This window comes from Marivirga sp., assembly GCF_051117495.1.
GTDB lineage: Bacteria > Bacteroidota > Bacteroidia > Cytophagales > Cyclobacteriaceae > Marivirga.
In genome coordinates this window covers 55,246-79,315 of record NZ_JBNPEF010000004.1, presented here as the reverse complement: position 1 = coordinate 79,315, position 24,070 = coordinate 55,246, and the positions used below count along the sequence as shown (strand labels likewise).

At 34.9% G+C, this 24,070-nt stretch carries 17 protein-coding genes; 11 read left to right on the top strand and 6 right to left on the bottom strand.

Translation table 11 applies throughout. From position 1 onward, the window contains the following. Positions 1–5 precede the first annotated feature (5 nt). The 7 genes from sprA to ACFE0M_RS01435 all read left to right on the top strand — a co-directional run bounded on the left by sprA (position 6) and on the right by ACFE0M_RS01435 (position 11,847). Positions 6–7,163: a cell surface protein SprA gene (gene sprA, locus ACFE0M_RS01465; protein WP_434543966.1), complete on the top strand. Its 7,158-nt coding sequence runs from the start codon at positions 6–8 to the stop codon at positions 7,161–7,163. Between the two features lie 74 nt (positions 7,164–7,237). Further along, positions 7,238–7,618 carry a glycine cleavage system protein GcvH gene (gcvH, locus tag ACFE0M_RS01460; RefSeq protein WP_434543965.1) on the top strand — a complete coding sequence of 127 codons (381 nt, stop codon included), beginning with the start codon at positions 7,238–7,240 and terminating at the stop codon, positions 7,616–7,618. Between the two features lie 2 nt (positions 7,619–7,620). Continuing rightward, entirely contained in the window at positions 7,621–7,992 is a 372-nt protein-coding gene (locus ACFE0M_RS01455) for a VanZ family protein (protein WP_434543964.1), read from the top strand. Positions 7,993–8,076: 84 nt separating this feature from the next. Further along, a complete protein-coding gene (locus tag ACFE0M_RS01450) occupies positions 8,077–8,757 on the top strand; it encodes an energy transducer TonB (RefSeq protein WP_434543963.1) in 681 nt (226 codons plus the stop codon). A 145-nt stretch (positions 8,758–8,902) separates the two neighbouring features. Beyond that, positions 8,903–10,231: a DNA recombination protein RmuC gene (gene rmuC, locus ACFE0M_RS01445; RefSeq protein ID WP_434543962.1), complete on the top strand. Its 1,329-nt coding sequence runs from the start codon at positions 8,903–8,905 to the stop codon at positions 10,229–10,231. An 81-nt stretch (positions 10,232–10,312) separates the two neighbouring features. Then, positions 10,313–11,041 carry a hypothetical protein gene (locus ACFE0M_RS01440; RefSeq protein WP_434543961.1) on the top strand — a complete coding sequence of 243 codons (729 nt, stop codon included), beginning with the start codon at positions 10,313–10,315 and terminating at the stop codon, positions 11,039–11,041. A 53-nt stretch (positions 11,042–11,094) separates the two neighbouring features. Next, positions 11,095–11,847 (top strand): carboxypeptidase-like regulatory domain-containing protein, encoded by a 753-nt coding sequence (locus ACFE0M_RS01435; RefSeq protein WP_434543960.1) that lies wholly within the window; start codon positions 11,095–11,097, stop codon positions 11,845–11,847. A gap of 18 nt (positions 11,848–11,865) precedes the next feature. On the opposite strand, the gene ACFE0M_RS01430 is transcribed toward ACFE0M_RS01435, so the two are convergent. From ACFE0M_RS01430 to recQ, 4 genes are all read right to left on the bottom strand, one after another. Continuing rightward, a complete protein-coding gene (locus tag ACFE0M_RS01430) occupies positions 11,866–12,339 on the bottom strand; it encodes a gliding motility lipoprotein GldH (protein ID WP_434543959.1) in 474 nt (157 codons plus the stop codon). Continuing rightward, on the bottom strand, positions 12,339–13,583 hold the full coding sequence (locus tag ACFE0M_RS01425) for a PSP1 domain-containing protein (RefSeq protein ID WP_434543958.1): 1,245 nt from the start codon (positions 13,581–13,583) through the stop codon (positions 12,339–12,341). The genes ACFE0M_RS01430 and ACFE0M_RS01425 overlap by 1 nt, the downstream gene beginning before the upstream one ends. Before the next feature lie 215 nt (positions 13,584–13,798). Continuing rightward, on the bottom strand, positions 13,799–15,085 hold the full coding sequence (gene purD / locus ACFE0M_RS01420; protein WP_434543957.1) for a phosphoribosylamine--glycine ligase: 1,287 nt from the start codon (positions 15,083–15,085) through the stop codon (positions 13,799–13,801). 140 nt (positions 15,086–15,225) lie between these two features. Continuing rightward, positions 15,226–17,403, bottom strand: a complete 2,178-nt coding sequence (gene recQ, locus ACFE0M_RS01415) for a DNA helicase RecQ (protein WP_434543956.1) — start codon at positions 17,401–17,403, stop codon at positions 15,226–15,228. Between the two features lie 385 nt (positions 17,404–17,788). Here recQ and ACFE0M_RS01410 point away from each other — a divergent pair, with 385 nt between their 5' ends. Then, positions 17,789–18,862 carry a mannose-1-phosphate guanylyltransferase gene (locus tag ACFE0M_RS01410; protein WP_434543955.1) on the top strand — a complete coding sequence of 358 codons (1,074 nt, stop codon included), beginning with the start codon at positions 17,789–17,791 and terminating at the stop codon, positions 18,860–18,862. A gap of 14 nt (positions 18,863–18,876) precedes the next feature. Here ACFE0M_RS01410 and ACFE0M_RS01405 read toward each other — a convergent pair whose 3' ends face one another. Both ACFE0M_RS01405 and ACFE0M_RS01400 read right to left on the bottom strand, forming a co-directional pair. Then, the gene (locus ACFE0M_RS01405; protein ID WP_434543954.1) at positions 18,877–19,170 is read right to left on the bottom strand and encodes a cupin domain-containing protein; all 294 of its coding nucleotides are present in this window, start codon (positions 19,168–19,170) and stop codon (positions 18,877–18,879) included. 7 nt (positions 19,171–19,177) lie between these two features. Then, complete coding sequence (locus ACFE0M_RS01400; RefSeq protein ID WP_434543953.1) at positions 19,178–19,906, bottom strand: VIT1/CCC1 transporter family protein; 729 nt, start codon at positions 19,904–19,906, stop codon at positions 19,178–19,180. A gap of 391 nt (positions 19,907–20,297) precedes the next feature. Between ACFE0M_RS01400 and ACFE0M_RS01395 the strand changes: the two genes are divergently transcribed. From ACFE0M_RS01395 to ruvB, 3 genes are all read left to right on the top strand, one after another. Then, a complete protein-coding gene (locus ACFE0M_RS01395; protein ID WP_434543952.1) occupies positions 20,298–20,687 on the top strand; it encodes a BlaI/MecI/CopY family transcriptional regulator in 390 nt (129 codons plus the stop codon). After that, positions 20,687–22,861 (top strand): M56 family metallopeptidase, encoded by a 2,175-nt coding sequence (locus ACFE0M_RS01390; RefSeq protein ID WP_434543951.1) that lies wholly within the window; start codon positions 20,687–20,689, stop codon positions 22,859–22,861. Before ACFE0M_RS01395 ends, ACFE0M_RS01390 begins: the two co-directional genes overlap by 1 nt. A gap of 176 nt (positions 22,862–23,037) precedes the next feature. Further along, positions 23,038–24,066, top strand: coding sequence for a Holliday junction branch migration DNA helicase RuvB (gene ruvB, locus ACFE0M_RS01385; protein WP_434543950.1), 1,029 nt, complete (start codon positions 23,038–23,040; stop codon positions 24,064–24,066). The last annotated feature ends 4 nt before the right edge of the window (positions 24,067–24,070 follow it).

Here is a 24,070-nt window from a genome sequence, read left to right as displayed (position 1 = left end):
GTATTTTGCAAAGTAGAAGCTTTCAACTTCTTTTACGGGTTTCAATAGTTTTTTTCCTCTTAATTGGAGGACACAATAAACTATTCTCAAAAAATAACGGATTCGCTTTTGAAATGTTTCAAGAGGTTCGACAAGATCAAGATTCTGTTAAACAAGATACCGTCAAAACAGATAGTACTAGAGCCGACAGTGTAAAAAACTATCAACCAAGCAGAAGACCAACCTATCAGGCGCAAGACCGATATGGAGATCCTTTTTCCAATGATTTAGGCAATAGCCCCCTCTTACTGGAAGATCCTGCCGCCTTAAATTTGGATGTGGAAATTGACACAGGTTTCAACTATTCAATTTATGAAACCATTGGGGATATTGATTTTAGACCCACTTCTTCCATGACTTATGAGGAATTTTCAAATTACCAGGACGATCGGATTTTAAAGGAATATTGGAAAGAAAGGTCATTGGGATTGGATGGTGAAAGCGCTGTAAGCGGTAGGTCTTTGATTCCACCGCTATATGTAAGTCCCGTTTTCGACAGATTGTTTGGGGGCAGTTTTGTGGAGCTAATTCCCAATGGATTTATCACTTTGGATTTTGGTGGAAGATTTACCCGAAATGAAAACCCAAATCTGCCAGTGCAACAACAAAGATATTCCAGCTTCGAATTTGATCAGCAAATTAATATGAATGCGGTAGGTAAAGTAGGTGAAAAGCTTGCCGTTACAGCCAATTTTGCCAATAATAATTCCTTTGATTTCCAAAATGATTTGAAAGTTGAATATACTGGCTATGAAGAAGAAATATTAAAGAAAATTGAAATTGGAAATGTGAGTATGCCAGTCAATAACTCCTTAATGTCTGGCGCTCAAAATCTATTTGGAGTAAAAACACAAATGCAATTCGGGCATTTATTTATTACCAGTGTAGCCTCCACACAGAGAGGTAAAGCCGAAAGTGTAAAGGTAGAGGGTGGCTCGCAAAGGCAAGAATTTGAAGTAAGATCCTCTGATTATGATGAAAACAGACATTTCTTTTTAGGTCATTTCTTTAGAAATAATTACGAAAGATGGTTAAGTGGATTGCCAAGGATCAATTCCAGTCTGGACATCAGAAGGGTGGAAGTATATATTTTGAATAGAAACCAAAACACACAAAATTTAAGATCTATAGCTGCTTTTATGGATTTGGGTGAAGCCAATCCTAATAATGTAAACCAAACACAATACTTACAATCAGGCACCCCCAATAGTAGCCCAACTGACAATGATGCCAATGGTCTGTGGGCTGAAATCAATAACTACAGTAAGAATTACGATAATTTCCTAAATTCTCTTGAGACTTCCAGCCCTGAACTCTCCCGTACGGTTGATTATGAAATCATAAATGTTGCTCGAAAACTTGATGCAACTGAATATAGTTTCGATAAAGCTTTAGGTTATATCTCTCTGAGAAGACAATTACAAAACGATGAAATGTTGGCGGTTGCCTATGAATATACTTATAATGGCCAACGTTATCAGGTAGGTGAAATGGCTGAAAATTACGGAAGTAGGCCTGATGATGATGTAGTGTTGTTGAAATTATTAAGACCTTCAAAAATTAATGTGGATGTCCCTTCTTGGGATTTGATGATGAAAAATATTTACAATCTTCAAGGAAATCAAATCAGCCAAGATGGGTTTCAGTTAAGGATTATTTATAGAGATGATAGAACTGGACAGGATAATCCCAGTTTGCATGAAAGTTCTTTAAGAGACATTCCTTTGCTTAGAGTTTTTAATCTTGATAGCTTAAATCAAAATAATGACCCACAACCAGATGGAAATTTTGATTATATAAATGGCTTAACAATCAATCAGCAAGAGGGTAAAATAATTTTTCCAGTACTAGAGCCATTCGGCAACAGTTTGGATCAGCAGTTTAGGGATGATGAACAAACATTTAAAAGTAAATATGTATTCAATACCTTATACCGCTCCACAAAAAATGATGCACAACAGCTCACTTCTAAGGACAAATTTTTTATAAAGGGTCAGTATGAAAGCGGATCATCTACTGAAATTGCTTTGCCGGGTCTTAATATTGCCGAAAATTCAGTTAGGGTAAGTGCTGGTGGAACTCCCCTCCAAGAAGGAATTGATTATAGAGTTGATTATAACTTAGGGCGAGTGATTATTTTGAATGAGGGAATCCTAAGCTCAGGTAGAGATTTGGATATTGATTTCGAAACGGAGGATATGTTCAATTTTCAATCCAAAACCCTAATAGGAACCCGATTTGATTATGTTGTAAGTGATAAATTCAATGTTGGTGCTACGGTTTTAAGACACACTCAAAGACCTTTAGGAGTTTCTCGCTATACAATCGGCTCTGAGCCATCTAGTAATACGAAATGGGGACTGGATTTGAATTACAGCGATGAAGTTCCTTTTTTAACCAAAATGGTCGATTTTATTCCTTTTATTGATACCAAAGCGCCCTCTTCCTTAACTTTCAGAGGTGAGTTTGCCCAATTAATTCCAGGCACCAGCAGTCAGGTCGATGGTGAGGGCACGGCCTATTTGGATGATTTTGAACAATCTGTAACAGTTAATAATCTTGGAAGTGATTTTGTTAGCTGGAATTTAGCCGCCACACCAGCAACACAGGATAACCGGTTTTTTGGACAAGGAAAGTACGGAGCAAATAAAAAAAGGGCTAAACTTGCATGGTATAATATTGACCTATCTTTCTATAACAGATCGGGTCAAAATCTACCCGAAGTTTCAGATGAAGCTAAGGAAAACCATTATGCCAGATATGTTTCAGCCCAAGAAATATATAAAAATAGAGACCAAAATATTGGCTTAAATGCCCAACAAACTTTTGATATTGCTTATTTCCCAGAAGAAAGAGGAATGTATAATTTTAATAGCGACCTAACAACTGACGGCCTTTTGAAAAATCCTAAACAGAACTGGGGCGGTATTACAAGGGCTATAACTTCTGAAGTGGATTTCGATAAAAATAATATCGAGTACATTGAATTTTGGTTGATGGATCCATTTATTGAAACTGAAAGAGGTATAGTTGATGATGGGTCTGAAGATGCTACAAATAATACTACAGGGGGTAAGCTTTATTTTAATTTAGGCAGTGTATCTGAAGACATTTTGCCCGATAATAAATTGGCTTATGAAAACGGACTGCCAGCTAATTATGATAATGCTGCAGAGGTGGATCTTACGGAAGAAGGTAGAGTCCCTTCAAACGCACCTATAACTGATGTTTTTTCAACCGAACCCTCTGCAAGGGCTAATCAAGATATTGGTCTGGATGGGGTTAGAAACGACTTAGAGAGTGAATTCTATGCTGACTTTGTAAATGAAATTAATGCTAACCCGGCCATTTCCGAAGAGGCAAAAGCTAGGATTTTAGATGATGTATCGGCAGATAATTTCCAATATTTTTTAGGGGATGAATTTGATTCAAGGGAAGCACCGATAGTGGAACGTTATAAATATTTCAGCAATATGGAAGGAAATACTCCTGCTGGGAACGGGGGAGAAGATTTTAATCCTTCCGGTAGCAGATATCCAGATTCAGAAGATTTGAATAATGACAGAACGGTTTCTACTCTGGAAGAATACTATGAATACGAAGTACCCTTAACAAAAGCTAATTTGAATGTTGCTAATAATCCATTGATTGTGGATGAAGTGACCGCTTCAAGCGAAAATGAAAATGTAAAGTGGTACTTGTTTAGGGTTCCGGTAAGAAATCCTACAAGAACTCAAGGAGATATTCAAGGGTTTAAGACCATCCGTTATATTCGGACTGTACTTACAGATTTTGAACAACCGGTTGTACTCAGAATGGCTGATTTCAGATTGGTGGGTTCTCAATGGAGGAAGTACAATGGGTCTTTGGCCAGAACAGGCATTATCGAAACCCCAGAACAAAAGCCATCCAATTTGGTGATTTCTGCAGTGAGTATAGAAGCTAACTCAGAAAATGGGCCAGGAAAAGTTCCTTACGTATTACCGCCTGGCATAACCCGTGACCAAGATATTGCAGCAGTGGCAAATCAAGTAAGGCAAAATGAAAAGTCCATACAATTATGTGTTGATGATCTTGAAGAAGGAAAAGCTGTTGCTGCTTTTAAAAACGTAAATTTTGATTTAATCAATTACAATACCCTGAAAATGTTTTTGCATGCGCAAGGTGCAAATGTAGAAGATGATGATGTAACCGCCTTCGTGAGATTGGGTACTGATTTTGACGATAATTATTATGAAATTGAAATCCCATTAAAAATAACGCCATATCAAACAACAGACCCAAGGGATATTTGGCCATTGGAAAATGAAATTAATCTTGATATCAATAAATTATATGAGCTGAAATCAAAAAGAAATAGAGAATTAGGAAATCAAAATATTTTGTTACCCTATACCGATCAATTCGGAAAATATACACTTACTGTAAGAGGTCGGCCAGATATGAGTTCGGTACAAACCATGATGGTGGGTATTCGCAACCCAGATGGGGGAAGTACTTTACCAAAAGATGTTTGTGTTTGGGCTAATGAAATGCGGGTGACTGATTTTGATCAGACCAACGGTTGGGCGGCAAATGCCACTTTGAATGCAAAATTAGCCGACTTTGCGAATATCACTATGGGAACCAATTATTCAACAGTAGGTTTCGGTGGTATTGAACAAAATATTGCCCAAAGAACAAGGGAAACTACTGAAGCTTATGATGTTTCAGCCAACATAAGTTTAGGTAAGTTTTTTGGAGACGAGTCTGGAGTAAAAATTCCAATGTATTTGGGTTATCAAACTTTTACTGCCACCCCGTTTTTTGATCCTAGAGATCCTGATATACCACTCACAGCAGCACTTGAAAGTTTTGAAACGGCAGAAGAAGCGGAAGATTATAGGAACCTGGTAGTCGATCAAGAAGTTAGGAGAAGTATAAATTTCACTAATGTAAGGAAGGAAAGGAAAGAAACAGACAAACTGGTTTTACCTTTTGCCATATCCAACTTTGATTTTACTTATGCTTATAGCGATATCAACAGGAGTAATCTGCAAACGGCCCAACTCGAGACCAGAAATTATAAGGGGGCAGTTGGTTATAATTACGGTTTTCCAAATGCCAGTATAGCTCCGCTGAAAGAAGTTGGTTTTTTAGGTTCTCCATATTTGAAATTGATTCAGGATCTCAATATCAATCCTTTGCCTTCAACATTCGGGCTTCGTGCCGACTTGGATAGAAGTTATATTAAAACACAATTAAGAAATGATAGGCTAAGTATAGAGGGAATTGAACCACAGTTCCAAAAATCTTTCACATTGAACAGAAATTATAATTTAGATTGGAATCTAACGGAAAATATTAATATCAATTACACGGCTAGAGCATTTTCAATTATTGATGAGGCTCCGGGAGAAATCAATACGGAAGCAAAAAGAGATAGTATAATGACCAATTTACAAAACTTTGGAAGGATGAAGAATTTTGACCAAAGTGTAGTGACGGGATACCAAATCCCATTAAGTAAAATTCCATTTACAGATTGGGTTTCTGCTGAGGCTCGATATAAGGTGGATTTTAATTGGACTTCAGGGTCTTTAAATCAAATAGATACTTTAGGTCATCTCATACAAAATAGCAGTGAATGGGGCTTGAATTCCAGATTGGATATGAACAAACTTTACAATAAAGTGAAGATTTTGAACAGTATCAATAATCCTCCAAGGCTAAGGGCAAATCAAGAAGACACTACCTGGACACAACCGGGAGCTCCAATTGTGAAAGGATTTTTAAAACTTCTGATGTCTGTGAAAAATATAACAGGTAGCTATACTGAAAGAGGAGGGACCATGCTTCCTGGATTTAGAAATAGAGCTTATCTTTTCGGACTTGATTCGTCTTTAACAGCACCAGGTCTTCCATTTGTTTTTGGAAGCCAAGACCCAAGCATTAGGTTTCGAGCAGCAGAGAATGATTGGCTGGCTAAATCAACTTCTCAATCGAATTTTTATACGCAATCTATCGTCAAAACGCTCGATTTAAAAGCTACACTCGAACCTGCCAAAGATTTAAGTATTCAATTGGATGTGAATAGAACGGTGAATGAAAATTATAGTGAGCTTTTTAGGTTTAGTGATGAAGCGGATGCATTTGTAAACCTCACACCAACGAGAAGTGGGAATTATGTAATGAGTTACAATATGATCAATACTGCATTTGTTTCTACAGACGAAAATAGCTCATCAATTTTTGAGGAAGTCCGTCAAAATAGAGAGATAATGCGACAAAGGCTATCTTCGCTTAATTCAAGTGGGGGTGAGTACCAATTAAATCACCAAGATGTTTTAATCCCTTCTTTTTTAGCGGCCTACACTGGCACTTCTCCAGATGAAATATCTAACAATCCATTTCCAAAGCTACCTCTTCCTAATTGGCGAGTTGATTACAAAGGATTGTCCAATATCAAAGCAATAAAGGAAGTTTTTCCTAGTGTCAGTTTAAGCCATGCCTATGTATCCACCTTAACCATCAATAATTATATTAATAATGCGGTTTACAGTGGCGAAAGCAATTTAAATCTTAGCAATAGCATAGAAGACTACCCATTACCTACCGTAGTTTCCGATAGTGGATTTTATTTGCCGGTATATACAATTGGGCAAGTATTAATTTCTGAGCGTTTTTCACCTTTAATAGGGGTGAGTTTGAGAAGTTCGGGAAGGTTAACGGCTAAATTTGAATATAAAAAAGAAAGAAATGTAGCATTGAGTACTGAAACATCTCAAATTACAGATCAAAAAAGCAATGATATTGTGATAGATATTGGGTTTACTGATCCTAATTTTACTTTACCGTTTAAAGTAAAAGGAAGAACAGTTTCACTCGATAATGATTTAACGATGCAATTAAGTGTGACAGTTAGGGATACGGAAGTGGTCCAACGAACATTAGATGATGGTAGGAATGTGTTGGTTGATGGAACCATAAATTTTCAACTGAGGCCCACCATTAATTATACGGTGAATGAAAGACTAAACCTCAATTTTTATTTCCAGAGGAACTTTAATGAACCAAGGGTTCAAAACTCATTTCCAACCACAAATACGTCCTTCGGTGTACAAGTTCGCTTCGGATTGCAATAAATATTTTTGCATCCGAAAAAAGAATGTAATTTTGGGAAAATATTAATCATTAGCCATTTTAAAATAATTTAAGAATGAATATTCCTGAGAATTTGAAATACACCAAAGATCACGAATGGGTGAGAGTTGAAGGTGATGAAGCTTATGTTGGCATTACTGATTTTGCACAACGTGAATTAGGAGACATTGTATATGTTGAAGTAGAAACTGTTGACGAGGAAATTGAGGAGGGGGAAGTTTTTGGAACTGTGGAAGCAGTAAAAACCGTTTCTGATTTATTTATGCCTATTAGCGGCACAGTTTTGGAATTTAATGAAGAATTGGAAGATGCTCCTGAATCTGTCAATGAAGACCCATACGAAAAAGGCTGGATGATTAAATTAAAATTGTCTGATCCTTCCGAAGTTGAAAAATTGTTATCTGCTGAGGATTACAAAGAATTGATAGGGGAATAATTATGTTTCTCAGGTATAACCTGTTTGGAATCATCTGGTTTTTGCTCATTTTATTATTGGGTTTAACACCCGGGGAGTCAATGCCAATTACAAATGTTTGGGATTTTTTAAGTTTTGATAAAATTGCTCATTTTTTTGTCTTTGCGGTCTTATGTTTCCTCCTTATACTAGGGTTTTCAAAGCAATATACCTTTTTGTATTTTCGTTATAAAGCTGTCCCTTTGGCAATCACCATAAGTATAGCATACGGATTGGCAATTGAAATAGGTCAAACATTCATTCCTGAAAGAGGTTTGGAATTTTCGGATATGTTGGCAAATAGTCTTGGAGTTTTTGCAGGATGGTTTGTATTTTATCTGATTTATAAAATTTAATTCGAATTTATTTGAAAAGATTGATAAGATAATTTGAATTTAAATCATTAAATAATAGTTTTACTATCTAAACGATGTTGAATTATGGAACTTAAAAAGAATCCGAAAGCAGACATCAATAAAAAGTCAACGCTTTTTTTGAATATAGGACTGGTAGTTTCCATTTCCTTGGTGTTTTTTGCTTTTGAATACAAATTTTATGATGAAGGGCCGGCCATGGACTTAGGTACGGTGAATGATGACATGGAGGAAATCATGGAGATTCCGCCAACGGAGCAACCACCTCCCCCGCCACCAAAAGTAAAGCTTCCTGAAATCATTGAGATTCCTGATGAAGAGGAAATTGAAGAGGAAATAGAATTAGACTTGGACATGGACATGGATCAAGATGATGCTATTGAAGATATGGTATTCGAGGAAGAAGGTGAAGAAGAGGAAGTGGATAAGGTATTCCAAATTGTGGAACAACAAGCAGAACCTCAAGGTGGAATTCAGGCTTTCTATGATTACGTTGCTAATCAATTAAATGATAAATATCCGCGTCAAGCCCAAAGAATGGGGATTGAAGGTGTTGTATATGTGCAGTTCGTAATTGAGAAAGACGGTTCATTAACTGATGTACAAGCCGTTAAAGGTATTGGTGGAGGTTGTGATGAAGTAGCTGTGGAAGTAGTGAAAAATGCACCAAAATGGACACCTGGTAAGCAAAGAGGTAGAGCAGTACGTTCTCAGAGGGTAATACCAATTAGATTCGTATTAAATTAATAACATTATATAATCAATAAAGAAAGCCGGTTTATCCGGCTTTTTTTATGCCCATTTTTTTGATATAATTTTTATGAGATTTAGGTTGTCTCTGCCTTTGAATCCTTAATTTTGTTTATCTGTAAAGTATTATAATCAAAGCATCATGGAAATTATTGGAGTTATCATAGGGTTGTTAGTTGGGGCTGTCTTGGCATATTTTATTCTTAAATCCCAAAGTAATGGTGGCAAGGAAATAGAGACTTTGAAGAATGAAAAACAACAAATCTTAACAGATCTTAGTGTAGCTAAAAGCCAGAAGGATAATTTAGTGCTTGAATTAAAAGAAGAGAAAGAAGCTCATTCCAAGGAAAGAGAGAAAAATGTTCAGCTCAATAGACAATTATCTACAGTCGAATCGGATTATAAAAACCTTAAAATAAAATTGGATGAACATAAATCAGAATTGGCAGAACTTCAGGAACAGTTCAAAAACGAGTTTAAGAATTTAGCGCAGGAGATATTTGAAGAAAAGAGCAAGAAATTTACGGATCAAAACAAGACTAATATTGGGGAATTACTCAATCCATTACGTGAAAAGATTGATAAATTCGAGGAGAAAGTAGAAAAAAGCAGTAAAGAAAGTCTTGTTTGGAATACAGCCTTAAAAGAACAGATAAGCTCCCTTAAAGAATTGAATTTACAAATTACCAAGGAGGCAGAAAACTTAACGCGTGCATTAAAAGGCGACTCTAAATCTCAAGGAAATTGGGGGGAAATGCAATTGGAGGCTATTTTAGAAAAAGTTGGTTTGCAAAAAGGTGTGCATTATGAAAAGGAGAAGAATTATAAAAATGAAGAAGGGGATAATCAGAGACTGGATTATATCATCAAAATGCCGGATGATAAATATTTAGTATTGGATTCTAAAGTTTCTTTAACGGCCTATAGTAATTATTTCGATGCGGATGATGATGTAAAACAAGCGCGTTTCCTTAAAAATCATTTGGACAGTATGTATTCTCACATTAAGACGTTGGGGGATAAAAATTATCAAAATCTTTATGACATTAATCAACCTGATTATGTATTAATGTTTATTGCAAATGAACCCGCTTTAACCATTGCCCTGAAAGAAGACCATAGTCTTTACGAAAAAGCTTTGGATAAAAATATTGTATTGGTTTCTACTACAACTTTAATGGCCACTTTAAGAACTATTTCCTATATCTGGAAACAAGATTTACAAAATAAAAACGCTATTGAAATTGCCACACAAGCAGGAGCGCTTTATGATAAATTCACCAATTTTACAGAGGATTTGCTTAAAGTGGGCAATAATTTAAAAACGACACAAAACAGTTATTCCGATGCCATGAAAAAACTTTATGATGGCAAAGGCAACTTAATTAGAAGGACGGAAATACTCAGGGAGTTAGGAGCTAAAACCACCAAAAACATGGATAAAAGACTTTTAGATCGGTCTTTAGAATAATTTCCATGGATCTAGTACGTTTGTTTTTAAATGCGTATTATTCTTATAGTTTCAATTATTTGTTTTACCCCAAATTTGCTGTTGGGTCAAAATCAAATTAAGGGTATAGTAAGCTCCTCAGAAGATTACCAATTAATTAAAGGTGCTCATATAATTAATATAACAAAGCAAAAGCTAACATTTACATCGGCAGAAGGCTATTTTGAGCTAAATGCTGAAATAGGAGATACAATTAAGATTTCCAATGTCAGTTTCAAACCCTCCAGTTTTATTGTTCAGGATTTGGAATTTAAAATGATTAATTTGATACCAAATGTAATCCAATTGAAAGAAGTGAAAGTGACTAATTTCCCGGAAAACGAGAAAGATTTTAAAAGAAGCGTTATCAATCTCGGGGTTGTGGAGATAGATTCCTTTATTCCTTTTGGGGTGAATCCTGGAAAACCCAAAGGTAGAGTACCTAAACTTTATGAAAAAGAAACTGATGTGGTGTTTGGTGCTGATGAAAATTTTAACCCCTCAATGACTATCCCCATTTCTTATTTCACCAAAAAGTATAGTAAAAAGCATAAAGCCAAAAGGGATTATTACGAGCTGAAAGCTTCTAAGGAACAAATTGCAGCAAATGAAAAAAAATATAATAAGCAACTTGTCACTGAACTTACCGGTTTAAAAGGTAACGAACTTATGGATTTTATGAGTTTTTTAGATTTTAACTATGATTTTTTAACTGAATCTAATGATTATGAAGTTGTCAAAACCATAATGGATAAATTCGAGGAATATAAAGAAGCGTATGAAAACAAATAAATATTGATTCTAAAGCGTTTAACTACAGAAGTTCAATTTGATGTTATAGTTTTATGAAAATATTATCTACATTAATCTTACTTTTAGTATTTTCAATTCAAATTTCAGCTCAGGAATTGCAAGGGGAAGTTCTATCTAGTGCTGATAGTATGCCTATCACAGGAGTCCATATTGTGAATACTACTCAAAATAAAATGGCCATTTCTGACGAAAATGGTTTTTTTAAATTATCGATTAGTAAAGGGGATACCCTAGTGGCTTCAAACATCAATTTTAATTCAAAACAATTTGTCGTAAATAATCCTGAATACCTGAAAATTAAATTGAATCCTGCTGTAATTCAACTTGATGAAGTGCGGGTGAGCAATTTACCTGAAACGGAAGCTGAATTCCGGAGAAAATTAGTAGATATGGGGGAAGTTGAAGATGATACATTCGTGCCTTTTGGCATGAAACCAAATAAACCAAAAGGAAAGATTCCGAAAAATTATGATCCTGCTTATAATAATTCATTTAAATATGCTATTTCTAAACCTATTTCCTTTTTGGTAAAAAAGATCAATAAAGAATACAAGAATAAAGTAAAGTACTATCAAACTGTAGCAAATCAGGGCAGCAAAATCGCAAATGATAAGAAATATAATCCCGAAATTGTTAAGAAATTAACGGGTTTGGAAGGGGATGATTTGACAAATTTCATTCATTTTTTAGATGTTGACCCAGCCTTTATTAAAAGATCAAGTGAATATGAAATTGCGGCTCATATTCTTAAGAAATTTGAGCTTTACAAATCAAGCAAAGGTTAAGTTTTATTTAAAACCTACCTAATTGAGGGTTTTTAATTGCTCGATCCGTACTCCAACCGATACCATACCCTCTACTTTTTTTTCTCTCATATATTGTTTCAACTCAATTTTGTATTTTCCTTTTTCAGAGAAATATACAGAATCCTGAAGTATTAATTGATGAGCGTAAATATCGCTTTGCCTTTCACCATAAGGTTTTCCGCTTTTTGATTCAAATAAATCAATATTCAGTAATTTATCTTCCAATAAATGGGTTGAATCAGAAAGTTCATATTTTATATATAGATTTCTATAAGAATAATCCATGGTATTCCGAACGTTCAATTTGATTTGGTAAGGGACTTCAATTGAATCTATTTCGAATTCGAATCCAGCAGTTTCCTCCATATTCCAAATTCTGTCTTCAAAATCTTGGTTGTCCTCATAATACCGGTCTTCGGTGCAAGAAAAAAATAGGATCGCTAAACCTAAAATACTGTATAGTGCCTTCATTAATCTTTCTTATTATTATTTGGATTGTTTTTGTTTTTGTTAAACCTTCTTTTCCCCTTATGTTTTTTGTGATTTCCTTGTGGTTTATCTTTGTTACCTGCTTTGCCTTCTTTATCAGCTTTTAGATTATTGGGCTTAGGTCTCCCACCTTTTTTCTTTTTCTTTTTAGGCTTAGAAAATTTTCGGTCAAGTTTAATTAAATCACTGTTAATTTGAACGGAATCCTCAATCTCTAAAATATCTTCCATTAGGGTATCAGGCTTTTCTCCTTGCTTATTGAGTGCAATTATTTCTGCCACTCTATCCACTTTTACAGGATGCCAAATATTATCTTCCGAATAACTAAACCACATGATTTTACGAAAGATGTCCGTTTTTTGTAAAGTAAGTGTCCCTCGTTTGGTTTGAATGGGTTTTTCTACTTCAGGGATGCCACTAAGTGCTTCCATATAGGTATCCAATTCATAATTAAGGCAACATTTTAATCTACCGCATTGTCCGGAAAGTTTGCTCGGGTTTAAAGAAAGATTTTGATAGCGAGCAGCGCTGGTGGAGACACTTTTGAAGTCTGTTAGCCAAGTACTACAGCATAATTCTCTTCCGCAACTACCGATACCTCCTAATCTGCCAGCTTCTTGTCTTAAGGAGATTTGACGCATCTCTACCCTTATCTTAAATTCTCCTGCTAGTTTTTTGATCAGTTCTCGGAAATCGACCCTTTCCTCTGCAGAATAGAAGAATGTAGCTTTGGAATTGTCCGCTTGAAATTCAACATCGGACAATTTCATTTTTAACTTAAATTCTTGAATTACTTCTCTGGCTCTGTACATGGTAGGTAATTCCCTATTCTGAACTTCATACCATTTTTCTAGGTCTTTATCAGTTGCAATACGATAGATGGCCTTGATTTCATTATCATTTTTAACTTTTCGCTTTTGCATTTGCAAACGAACTAGTTCACCTTGCAAAGAAACATAACCTATATGATGGCCATTAGGGACATCTACTACCACAGCGTCTCCAGTGGTTAATTCAAGATTGTGTATATTTCTAAAAAACTCTTTTCTACCTCCTTTAAATTTGATTTCTACTATATCAAAATTATCATAATTGGGGAAATCCATATTGGATAGCCAGTCGAAAGAATTCATTTTATTACATCCGCCTGTGCTACAACCCCCATTATTTTGGCAACCTGTTGTGGCGCCATCCTTATTTTTAGTACCACATGATGAGCATCCCATAATATATTTTATTTTAAGCTACCTTTATGATAGCATTCTTAATTAATTTAAATGAATACTTCATCCTCAAAAGAAAAATAGAGGAATATTCATTTGATTATAATTTTATAAGAATCTCAATACCTCCTTAATTTTTATATCTCCCCTTTGGAGAGAATTTTAGCTGGCTAATCAGCATCAGACTGTATTGAGTATTCCCATTTATGAATCGACCATTAGGCATCTAAAGCCATTAAATCTTGGCCAATATCTTTTCTATAATAAATATCATCCCAACAGACTTTATTTGCGCCTGCATAGGCGTTTTTTAATGCAATTTCTAAATTGTCACCCATTCCTGTTATAGCCAAAACCCTGCCACCTGCCGTGACCACCTCTTCATCTTTTTGAGCTGTTCCTGCATGAAAGACTTTAGCATTCTCTACATCCTTTAAACCCTTAATCACTTTTCCTTTTTCATAAGCTTCAGGGTAGCCTCCCGCCACAAGTACGATCGTTGCTGCGGTATCATGACTAATTTCAAAAGCTTCTTGACCCAACTTCTTATCCTTCATACTTTTGAATATGGATAACAAATCACTTTTCAATCTTGGTAAGACTACCTGCGTTTCAGGATCTCCCATTCTCACATTGTATTCTATAACATAAGGCTCTCCTCCAACATTCATCAATCCAATAAAAATAAATCCTTGGTAATCGATTTTATCTTTTTTAAGTCCATCGATAGTTGGCTTGATGATTTTGGATTCTACTTTTTCCATAAAATTGTCATCTGCAAATTTTACAGGGGAGACTGCACCCATTCCGCCAGTATTTAATCCAGTATCACCTTCTCCAATTCGTTTATAATCTTTAGCAGCAGGCAAAATTTTAAAATGCTCACCATCTGTCAAAACAAAAACCGAAAGCTCAATTCCTGACAAGAATTCTTCAATAACCACTTTTTTACTGGCTTCACCAAATTTTTCATCTTGGAGCATTTCCGTTAAAGCTTGCTCCGCAGTTTGTAAATTTTCACAAATCACCACACCTTTCCCTCCTGCCAAGCCATCAGCTTTCAGTACATAAGGTGGATTTAAAGTTTGCAGATATGAAATTCCTTCAGATAATGTGTGTTTTTCGAAAGTAGCATATGCTGCAGTAGGGATATTGTGTCTCTGCATAAAGCTTTTTGCAAATTCTTTACTGCCCTCTAATTCAGCACCGGCTTTACCGGGCCCAATGATTTGAATATTCTTTAAGTCGGAATCAACTTCAAAATAATCTCTTATTCCAGCTACTAAGGGTGCTTCAGGACCCACCACAATCATATCAATATTATTTTTTAAGCTGAATTCAGCTATACCTTTAAAATCAGTGGGGTTTATATTTACATTTTTAGCTATGGTGGCTGTACCTGCATTTCCAGGAGCTACAAAAAGTTTTTGGCAGTCTTTACTTGCCGCTATTTTTTCGGTAAATACATACTCTCTTCCTCCTGAGCCTAATATTAATATATTCATTTAATTAGTTCTATTTTGTTTATTTTAACCAATAACTTTAGGACGCAAGTTATGATTAAAATTCACCTCTCTTTTTTTATTTAAAAAAAAATAAACTCCCATACCTAAAATTTCCCCTTTGGGAGAACTATAGGGGGCTTTTAGTTTGCATAAGTAGATAAAAACTTAATGCGCATGAGTCTTAAATCCTCTTCACTGAATTCATCTTCAAATTCATCCAATGCCTCATCAATGCTGTCAGATTCAGCGGATAAGAAATAATCCATGATTTCTTCTTGCTTATCATCCTCAATGATTTGATTTAAGTAATAATCTAAATTTAAAGTGGTTCCAGAATAGCAAATATGTTCAATTTCATCAATGAGCTCTTCAAAAGAAATATCCTTCATTTCAGCTATTTCTTCCAGATCTATTTTCTTATCTACTTGTTGTATGATGAAGATCTTCATTTTGGATTTGTTGACAGATGATTTAACCATTACATCCGCAGCTGTAATGATGTCATTTTCATCAACATATTCCTTGATAAGCTCCATAAATGGCTTTCCGAATTTTCTGACTTTTCCAAGTCCAACACCATTTACCGCTGCCATTTCCTCATTCGTAGTAGGGTAAGTTGTAGCCATTTCCTCCAAAGATGGATCTTGAAAAATCACATAAGGAGGAAGGTTTTTAGATTTTGCAACCTTTTTCCTTAGGGCTTTAAGCTGGGTGTATAAAGTCTCGTCAAAAGCTTTGGCAGAAACTGAGTCCTTTTCAATTTGATCCTCATCGCCATCATCGGTATATACATGATTGGCAGTAAATTGAATATCAGTTGGGTTCTTTAAAAATTTCTCACCTTCTTTATTGATTTTAAGAACACCAATATTTTCAATGTCCTTTGATAAATAACCATAAAGCATTGTTTGTCTGACAACAGATTTCCAGAATTCAGGATCTCTATCAGCCCCTACACCATGAACTTCCAATTTATCGTGATCGTAACTGCTTACATATTGATCTTTAGAACCTCTGATTACATTTACTAAATGATTGATACCAAATCTTTGATTGGTTAATTTTACTGTTTTCAAAACAGTAGTCATTTCATCTTTAGCATCAAATTTTTCTTTAGGATGCAAACAGTTATCGCATTTGCCACAATAGTCGCCAAATTCCTCTCCGAAATAGTGGAGCAGTTGTTTTCTTCTACAGACAGATGATTCTGCATAAGAAGACATTTCTTCTAATAAGAGTTTGGCGTTTTCTTTTTCCGTTACTGGCTTATCTTTATTAAATTTTTCAAGTTTCAGGATATCATTATAGCTGTAGAACATCAGGCAGTCACCCACCAGTCCGTCTCTTCCTGCCCTGCCAGTTTCCTGATAATATCCTTCTACGGATTTAGGAGTATCGTAATGAATTACAAATCGGACATCAGGTTTGTCAATTCCCATTCCGAAAGCAATGGTGGCCACTATGATATCAACATCTTCGTTCAAGAAATCATCTTGATTTTTCATTCGGGTGGCACTTTCTAATCCAGCATGATAAGGTGCGGCATTAAATCCATTGACGTTCAGAAATTCCGCAATTTCTTCCACCTTTTTTCTGCTTAGGCAATAAATAACACCACATTTTCCTTTTCGCTCGTTCAGAAATCGGATAAGTTGTTTCTTTGCCTGATTCTTAGGCCTTACTTCATAATAAAGATTTTCCCGATTAAAAGAGGATTTAAAAACATTGGCCTCTTCCATATTCAAGTTTTTTTGAATATCAAGCTGTACTTTTGGGGTAGCCGTTGCAGTTAGGGCAATAATTGGGATATTCGAAATCTGCTGTAAAATAGCTTTTATTTTTCTGTATTCTGGTCGAAAATCATGCCCCCATTCAGATATACAATGCGCTTCATCTATGGCGGCAAATGAAATATTGGCTTGTTTTAGAAATTCAACATTTTCTTCCTTTGTTAATGATTCAGGCGCCACATAAAGAAGTTTTAATGCTCCACTCATGACCTCCTTTTTCACTCGTTTAATTTCTGTCTTAGTTAGAGTGGAATTCAAAAAGGCGGCATTAACTCCTAATGCCACGAGTGTGTCCACCTGATTTTTCATTAATGCGATTAAGGGAGATACCACCAAAGCCGTCCCCTCTCTTGAAATTGCAGGTAATTGGTAACAAAGTGATTTGCCCGCTCCCGTAGGCATGATCACAAAGGTATTTTTACCGTTGATAAGGTTTTGCATAATCAACTCTTGATTTCCTCTGAATTGATTATAACCAAATACCTCTTTTAACTTATCTTTTAAAGTAGCTTCTTGCTCTTCTATCATTTTTTTAGCACGATTGCTTAATTAATACTAATTGATTCAATCTCATGACAAATTTAATGGCTAATCATGAGATACTTTGAATTTAATAAAAAATATTAACAAGATTGTCCTAAAATCTTTAATAAATAATGGAGTAGGTGTAAGAATATTATCGAAAATGATTTATTTCCTTGAAATCATATTTAAATCCAATTTACTATTGAGTTTTAAATTCATTGCATTGATAAAAAAGAATTTTAATTTAAACCTATATTTTTGCACTTTTGAGCGTGAGAAAATAAGCGCATAACATTTGTGTTAATAGGGGCGTTAAAGCCACAAACCTACATATCAAATATTTTTTTTATTTGGGCTATTTTTTACGCTGCTCAGAACCATAAAACTTATGAATAAAAATCATTATGTGATCATCATGGCAGGAGGTACGGGAACACGTCTGTGGCCGGTGAGCACTTCCAGAAAACCAAAGCAATTTCATGATTTATTAGGAGTTGGTAAATCTTTACTTCAAATGACTTATGAAAGATTTTTGACTAAATTTCCTAAGGAAAATATTTACATTGTAACTAATAAGGAATATGAAAATTTAGTCCACGAACAAATTGAAGACATCGGAAGCCAGCAGTTATTATTAGAACCTTATAAAAGAAATACAGCACCTTGTATTGCTTATGCGGCTTACAAAATCGCCAGTGAAAATCCAGATGCTTCCATGGTGATTGCACCTGCTGATCATTTAATATTGAAAGAGGATATTTTTCATCAGTCCATTGCTGTTGCTTTGGACAGCGCTTCTAAAAATGATCAATTGATTACTTTGGGGATGCATCCTAACAGGCCTGAAACAGGATATGGTTATATTCAATATATACCTGATTCCGCCACAATCAAAAAAGTAAAAACCTTTACCGAGAAGCCTGAAATAGGCCTCGCTCAAAAATTTATCGAAAGTGGTGATTTTGTATGGAATGCTGGTATATTTATTTGGTCTGCCAAGAGTATCATCAAAGCTTATGAAACCTATTTACCTGATTTAGCCGAAATTTTTGCAGATGGAGATGGCCAGTATTTTGGAACCAATGAAAATCTTTTTGTCAATAAAGCTTATACCCAATGTGTGAATATATCCATTGACTTTGGTATAATGGAAAAAGCTGAGAATGTTTTTGTGCTTCTGGCTGATATTGGTTGGTCAGATTTAGGAAACTGGGAGAGTCTGCATGAGATTCGCGAAAAAGATGATCAGGATAATGCCGCTCCTAAAAATGTTATGAATTTTAATGCGACAGGCAATATTGTAACTACTGATAAGAGTGATTTGGTGGTGATTCAAGATTTACATGATTTCCTAGTTGCTGAGCAAGATGGCGTAATTTTAATATGTAGAAAGAATGCCGAGAAAGAAATAAAGGAAATCGTGAATGCTGTGAAAGCAGAAAAAGGAGATAGCTTTATCTAATCTCCTTTTTTAGATTATTTTAATAACAGCAATTGGCTATCCATCGGTGATTCTAACCAATGTTTTACACCTGCTTTAATATCTAAAAAATCTCCGGGGAAGAGCTCATGCTTATTATCTTCTTCGTCTTCGTAAAGAACTTTTCCCTCAATGCATATTAAAAGTGCATCTATTTTTGAGCTATGCTCTTTTAATGATTGATTTCTCAATAATTGGATAGAAGTTGCATTCCCCCCTAAACTGCTCTTAAATATGGACTTGGCCGAAACGCCTTTATCATTTTCATGAAGATCACTAATATTTTTCATACTGATTTTATTTTATGATTTGCTCTAAGAAATCCCCTACAAAATAGGCTACGACCGCAGCTAATCCGCCCAGAAGCAAAGTTTCGGAGATTCCTTTTATTATTGAATTATTGGTCACCTTAGATTTGAGAAAGCCTATTATAATAAATCCAATCCCTGTAAGAATACTTGACCATAGAAATTTTTGGTCTATTTCAATATTAAGATAATCTGCCACAAAAACCAATAATGGGATTAATCCGATAATTACAAAGGAAATGAAGGTGAATAATCCTGTTTGAAATGGAGACTTATCATCTTCTATCAAACCAAGTTCATCTTTCATCATGACATCCACCCATCGATCTTTATCTTTGGTGATTACATCCACCACTTGACTGAGCAAGGGTTCCTCAAATCCTTTTTCAATATAAATCTCCCTAATTTCTTGACGTTCTGTATCAGGCAAATTTTCTACTTCCCAATATTCTATTGCTTTCTGTTTACTGAAATTTTGCTTTTCAGATTTTGCAGACATATAAGCTCCTATTGACATAGAAAATCCATCGGCAAATAAATTGGCAAAGCCTAGAATGATAATTACTGCATTGTCCAATCCTGCGCCAACTGCGCCTGCCACTACAGCAAATGTGGTGATACTACCATCAATACCTCCATATACGAATTCGGATAGGTAATTCTGATGCCTGCCCAAAAAACTGCTTCCTTGATGTATAAATTCTTCTTTTCTCTTCATAACATTTACAATATAGATTTTTCAGTTTAAAAGAAGAATGATATGACATGATAATAGAATGAAGAATTAAATAAAAAGGCGGTTTTTGAATCCCGCCTTCTTTCCTTTAAGCAAAATTAAGTAATAATACTATAAGGACCATTCCAGCAATAATGCCTATTACTACAGGCCAGTTCACTTCATCTTTATCAGGAGGAGAGGTGATTTTTTGATTTATCGTTTTCATTTTATGTTGAATTGCAGAAAGTGCTGCATTATTGCATTCTACGTATAATGTTTAGGAAAGTAAGTATGTTTTAAATAAATATTTTTTCAAAATTACGACATTTGTCGTTTGAAAATTTGCATATTACGACAATTGTCGTTTAATTGCCTTTAAATTTCTGAACAAATGAATAAAATCAAGCAAAAACCATCGGAAGCGGAACTCGAAATTCTACAAGAATTATGGGATCAACCAGGTTTAACAGTTAGTGAAATTCATGAGAAACTGGAAGCAAGAAAGCAAGTGGGATATACCACTACTTTGAAACAAATGCAACGCATGCATGATAAAGGAATGTTAAGTAGAAAAAAGGAAGGGAAGCTTTTTGTTTATTTTTCTGAGCTTGATGAGCAGTCGATTAAAAATTCCATATTTAATAGGTTATCAGAAACCTTATTTAAAGGCTCTGCTAAAGAAATGATGATGCATTTGTTAGGAAACCAAGAAACTACTCAAGAAGAATTGAGGGAATTAAAGCAATGGATTGAACAAAAAGAGAAAGGAGGCATAAAATGATGGGCTTATTTCAAAGTTCGATTATTCAGTTATTGGGTGTTTGGGTAGCAGTTAGCTGTTTGAGTGGATTCTTGATTTTTCTGATTATTAAGGTTTTTGATGCCTTATTTTTAAATCAATCTTCGACTGATCGCTATCACAAGAATACTATTGCCTTATTGTTCTTCTTCTTATTGAATATTGTGGGTACTTTTTATTTTCATAATAATTTTTTTCAGGAAAATCGGAGTCTAGACCATAAGAAAGTGACCAATACTGCTCCTAATTTCAATGCAGATGCTTTGGTTTTACAAATGCCTTCAAATGATAATGTTGGCATTCCTCAAAAGAGCGAATTTTTCAATGTGGAATTTTTATTGAAATCTCTCGGAATTTTTTGGCTCATAGGTGCTTTGGTCTTTACTATCAAAATGATGGGAGGTTATTTTTATACGCGAACTTTGATAATTTCTTCCCAAAGCAGTATTCCTGAAAAATGGAATCATTTTATAATTCAGCAACTTGAAAGATTGCAAATCAGCAATAATATAAAAGTATTTGAAAGCCATAGAATAAGCTCAGCTTTCACATTTGGCTTTATAAAACCACTTATTGTTTTGCCTATCGGGTTTTTCACTAGCTTGCCACCTGAGCAAATTGAAGCAGTTTTATTGCACGAATTATATCATATTAAACATAAAGACTATTTGATCAATCTCCTTACCATGGCTTTTGAAGTGGTATTCTTTTATCACCCTGTCATGTGGTGGTTGTCAAAGAATATTCGAAAAGAAAGAGAAAACAGATGTGATGACCAAGTCACAAAAATTCTGGATAAGAAAGTATATGCACATGCCTTGCTTAATATGGAAAACTACAGGCAATCATTGAACTATGCTATTCCTTTTGCAAACAAACAATCTAACCTTAAAATAAGAATTATGAGAATTTTTGAACAAAAACCTGAACAAAATATGGGTATGAAGCCATTTTTAAGTCTTTTGATGATTATTTTATTTCTAATGAGCTTCACTTTTTACAAATTGGAAGAGCCTAAACTGGAATCGAAAAATGAAAGTAAAGCGGAATTAAATAATGATTTGAAGAATATAGAAAGTTTTGAGAAATCAGACGAGAATATAATTTTTAAAACTGAAGACAGTAAGTTGGATTTTGTAATTGAAATGACTAAGAGTTCTTTAATTGCAAAAACGGATAATAATATAGTAAAACTTTTTTTAGATGAGAATTTGCAACCGCTAAATCAAAAAATATCTTTTGGCGGGCAAGAAATCGTCACTATGTATAAAAATGAGGAAGAATCCTCTTATCATTTTTTTACCACTCAATATTTTGAATCATACGATAGAAACAAATGGGAAGAGGAAAATAAGAACCGCAGTATTTTTATTTTTGATAGTTCTGACGATTCAGCTTTTTTAGTAAGATTACCTGAACCTGCTAATTCAATAAACGACCAAAACACAGGAGGAAATACTCAAAAGTCTTCTGAGCGCATCGATTTAATTAATAAAATTGATAAGAAACCTGCGGATTTAAAGGAGATCAAAATTCACGGCCCTATCCAGTTTCTGGATAACGATAAATCCTATCATAATGGAGATTCCAATAATTTGGAAGTGTTGAAAAAGTTGGTGAAAAAATTCAGCTCACATGAAAACACAGAAGTAAAAATAAAAATTGATGGTAAAATAATTGAAGCAGGAGCCGATTTAGAAAAAGCATTAGGTAATAGGGAAATCAAAAACATTCGAATTGTCTTGCCTTCAAAAAATGCAGAAAGTGGGCTTATAGAAATTATAACCGATGATATCAAAGAAATGCAAATTGAAGAAATTCCAGCTGAAGAGGAAGAAGAGACAGGCTTAGTTGAGATTTCGGAAAAAGAAAATGCCATTGCTATTGGTGTTTTTTATGAAACTAAGGATGGTGATTATTCAGGTGAAATGTCAATGGATGCAGAAAAGGAAAGTGTACTGGATGTTTTGGGCTACAAAAGTTCAGAAATATTGTTTGTCGTAGATGGAGTAGAAAAGAAGATCGGTTACAAGCCAAATAATATAGAACCCAATAATATTGAAAGTATAACAGTCTTAAAAGATAAAAAAGCTACCGAAAAATATGGAGAAAAAGCTAAAAATGGTGTAGTAGAAATATATCTCAAAAAAGAATAAGAACCGGTAAACTATCAACCCTTAAATGACTTGTCTTTGGCAGGTCATTTTTTATTTGAGTTAATTGGCGTGAAGAATAAATAAGGACCAAAGATAAGTACTGTCAAAAAAGTCAAGAATTAATATCCCTTCAAAATCCTCATTTTTGATTAACTTGCCACAAATATTCAGTTGATATGAGAGAAGATTTCCTGACAGGAGATGAAGAACATTTAAATCCGGAAGAGAAAGAATTTGAGAAAGCCCTACGTCCGCTTTCTTTTGGTGATTTTACTGGTCAGCAAAAAACGGTGGATAATATTCAGGTTTTTGTAATGGCGGCCAAAAAAAGATCAGAACCATTGGATCATGTGCTCTTACATGGCCCACCAGGATTGGGTAAAACCACACTTTCTCATATCATAGCCAATGAATTAGGTTCAAGCTTGAAAGTAACTTCTGGACCAGTTTTGGATAAACCAGGGGATTTAGCGGGCTTATTGACCAATCTGGAAGAGGGTGATGTGTTGTTTATAGATGAGATTCACCGATTGAATGCAGTTGTGGAGGAATATCTCTACTCAGCCATGGAAGATTTTAGAATTGATATCATGCTGGACAGTGGTCCCAATGCCCGTTCCGTACAAATCAGCTTAAGCCCATTTACCTTAATTGGGGCGACTACACGATCGGGCTTGCTTACATCTCCATTAAGGGCAAGATTTGGTATAAATGCCCGCTTGGAATATTATGATGCGGAATTATTAAAGAAAATATTGAAGCGTTCCGCAGCTATTCTCAATACCCCTATGGAGGAAGATGCGGCTTATGAAATAGCCAGAAGAAGCAGGGGTACGCCAAGAATTGCCAATACACTTTTAAGGAGAACTCGTGATTTTGCGGAGATAAAAGGAGATGGAACTATCACCAAGAATATTGCTGAAATTGCCTTAAATGCATTGGATGTAGATCAACATGGTTTGGATGAAATGGATAACCGAATTTTGAACACTATCATTGAAAAATTCAAAGGTGGTCCGGTAGGATTGGGAACTATTGCCACGGCTGTGGGAGAAGAAGCTGATACGATAGAAGAAGTTTATGAGCCTTTTTTGATTAAAGAAGGCTATTTAAAAAGGACAGCTAGAGGAAGGCAAGCTACTGAACTGGCTTATAAACATTTAGGAGTTGTTCCACCGGGGCAATTGGGAAGTTTGTTTGATTGATGTC

What these genes read in the sequence shown, in the direction of transcription:
- ruvB (WP_434543950.1), top strand. Translation starts at nt 23,038, where the DNA reads ATGAGAGAAGATTTCCTGACAGGAGATGAAGAACATTTAAATCCGGAA.
- ACFE0M_RS01405 (WP_434543954.1), bottom strand. Translation starts at nt 19,170, where the DNA reads ATGAAAAATATTAGTGATCTTCATGAAAATGATAAAGGCGTTTCGGCC.
- ACFE0M_RS01400 (WP_434543953.1), bottom strand. Translation starts at nt 19,906, where the DNA reads ATGAAGAGAAAAGAAGAATTTATACATCAAGGAAGCAGTTTTTTGGGC.
- ACFE0M_RS01390 (WP_434543951.1), top strand. Translation starts at nt 20,687, where the DNA reads ATGGGCTTATTTCAAAGTTCGATTATTCAGTTATTGGGTGTTTGGGTA.
- ACFE0M_RS01410 (WP_434543955.1), top strand. Translation starts at nt 17,789, where the DNA reads ATGAATAAAAATCATTATGTGATCATCATGGCAGGAGGTACGGGAACA.
- gcvH (WP_434543965.1), top strand. Translation starts at nt 7,238, where the DNA reads ATGAATATTCCTGAGAATTTGAAATACACCAAAGATCACGAATGGGTG.
- purD (WP_434543957.1), bottom strand. Translation starts at nt 15,085, where the DNA reads ATGAATATATTAATATTAGGCTCAGGAGGAAGAGAGTATGTATTTACC.
- ACFE0M_RS01430 (WP_434543959.1), bottom strand. Translation starts at nt 12,339, where the DNA reads ATGAAGGCACTATACAGTATTTTAGGTTTAGCGATCCTATTTTTTTCT.
- recQ (WP_434543956.1), bottom strand. Translation starts at nt 17,403, where the DNA reads ATGATAGAAGAGCAAGAAGCTACTTTAAAAGATAAGTTAAAAGAGGTA.
- ACFE0M_RS01425 (WP_434543958.1), bottom strand. Translation starts at nt 13,583, where the DNA reads ATGGGATGCTCATCATGTGGTACTAAAAATAAGGATGGCGCCACAACA.
- ACFE0M_RS01395 (WP_434543952.1), top strand. Translation starts at nt 20,298, where the DNA reads ATGAATAAAATCAAGCAAAAACCATCGGAAGCGGAACTCGAAATTCTA.
- rmuC (WP_434543962.1), top strand. Translation starts at nt 8,903, where the DNA reads ATGGAAATTATTGGAGTTATCATAGGGTTGTTAGTTGGGGCTGTCTTG.
- ACFE0M_RS01455 (WP_434543964.1), top strand. Translation starts at nt 7,621, where the DNA reads ATGTTTCTCAGGTATAACCTGTTTGGAATCATCTGGTTTTTGCTCATT.
- ACFE0M_RS01450 (WP_434543963.1), top strand. Translation starts at nt 8,077, where the DNA reads ATGGAACTTAAAAAGAATCCGAAAGCAGACATCAATAAAAAGTCAACG.
- ACFE0M_RS01435 (WP_434543960.1), top strand. Translation starts at nt 11,095, where the DNA reads ATGAAAATATTATCTACATTAATCTTACTTTTAGTATTTTCAATTCAA.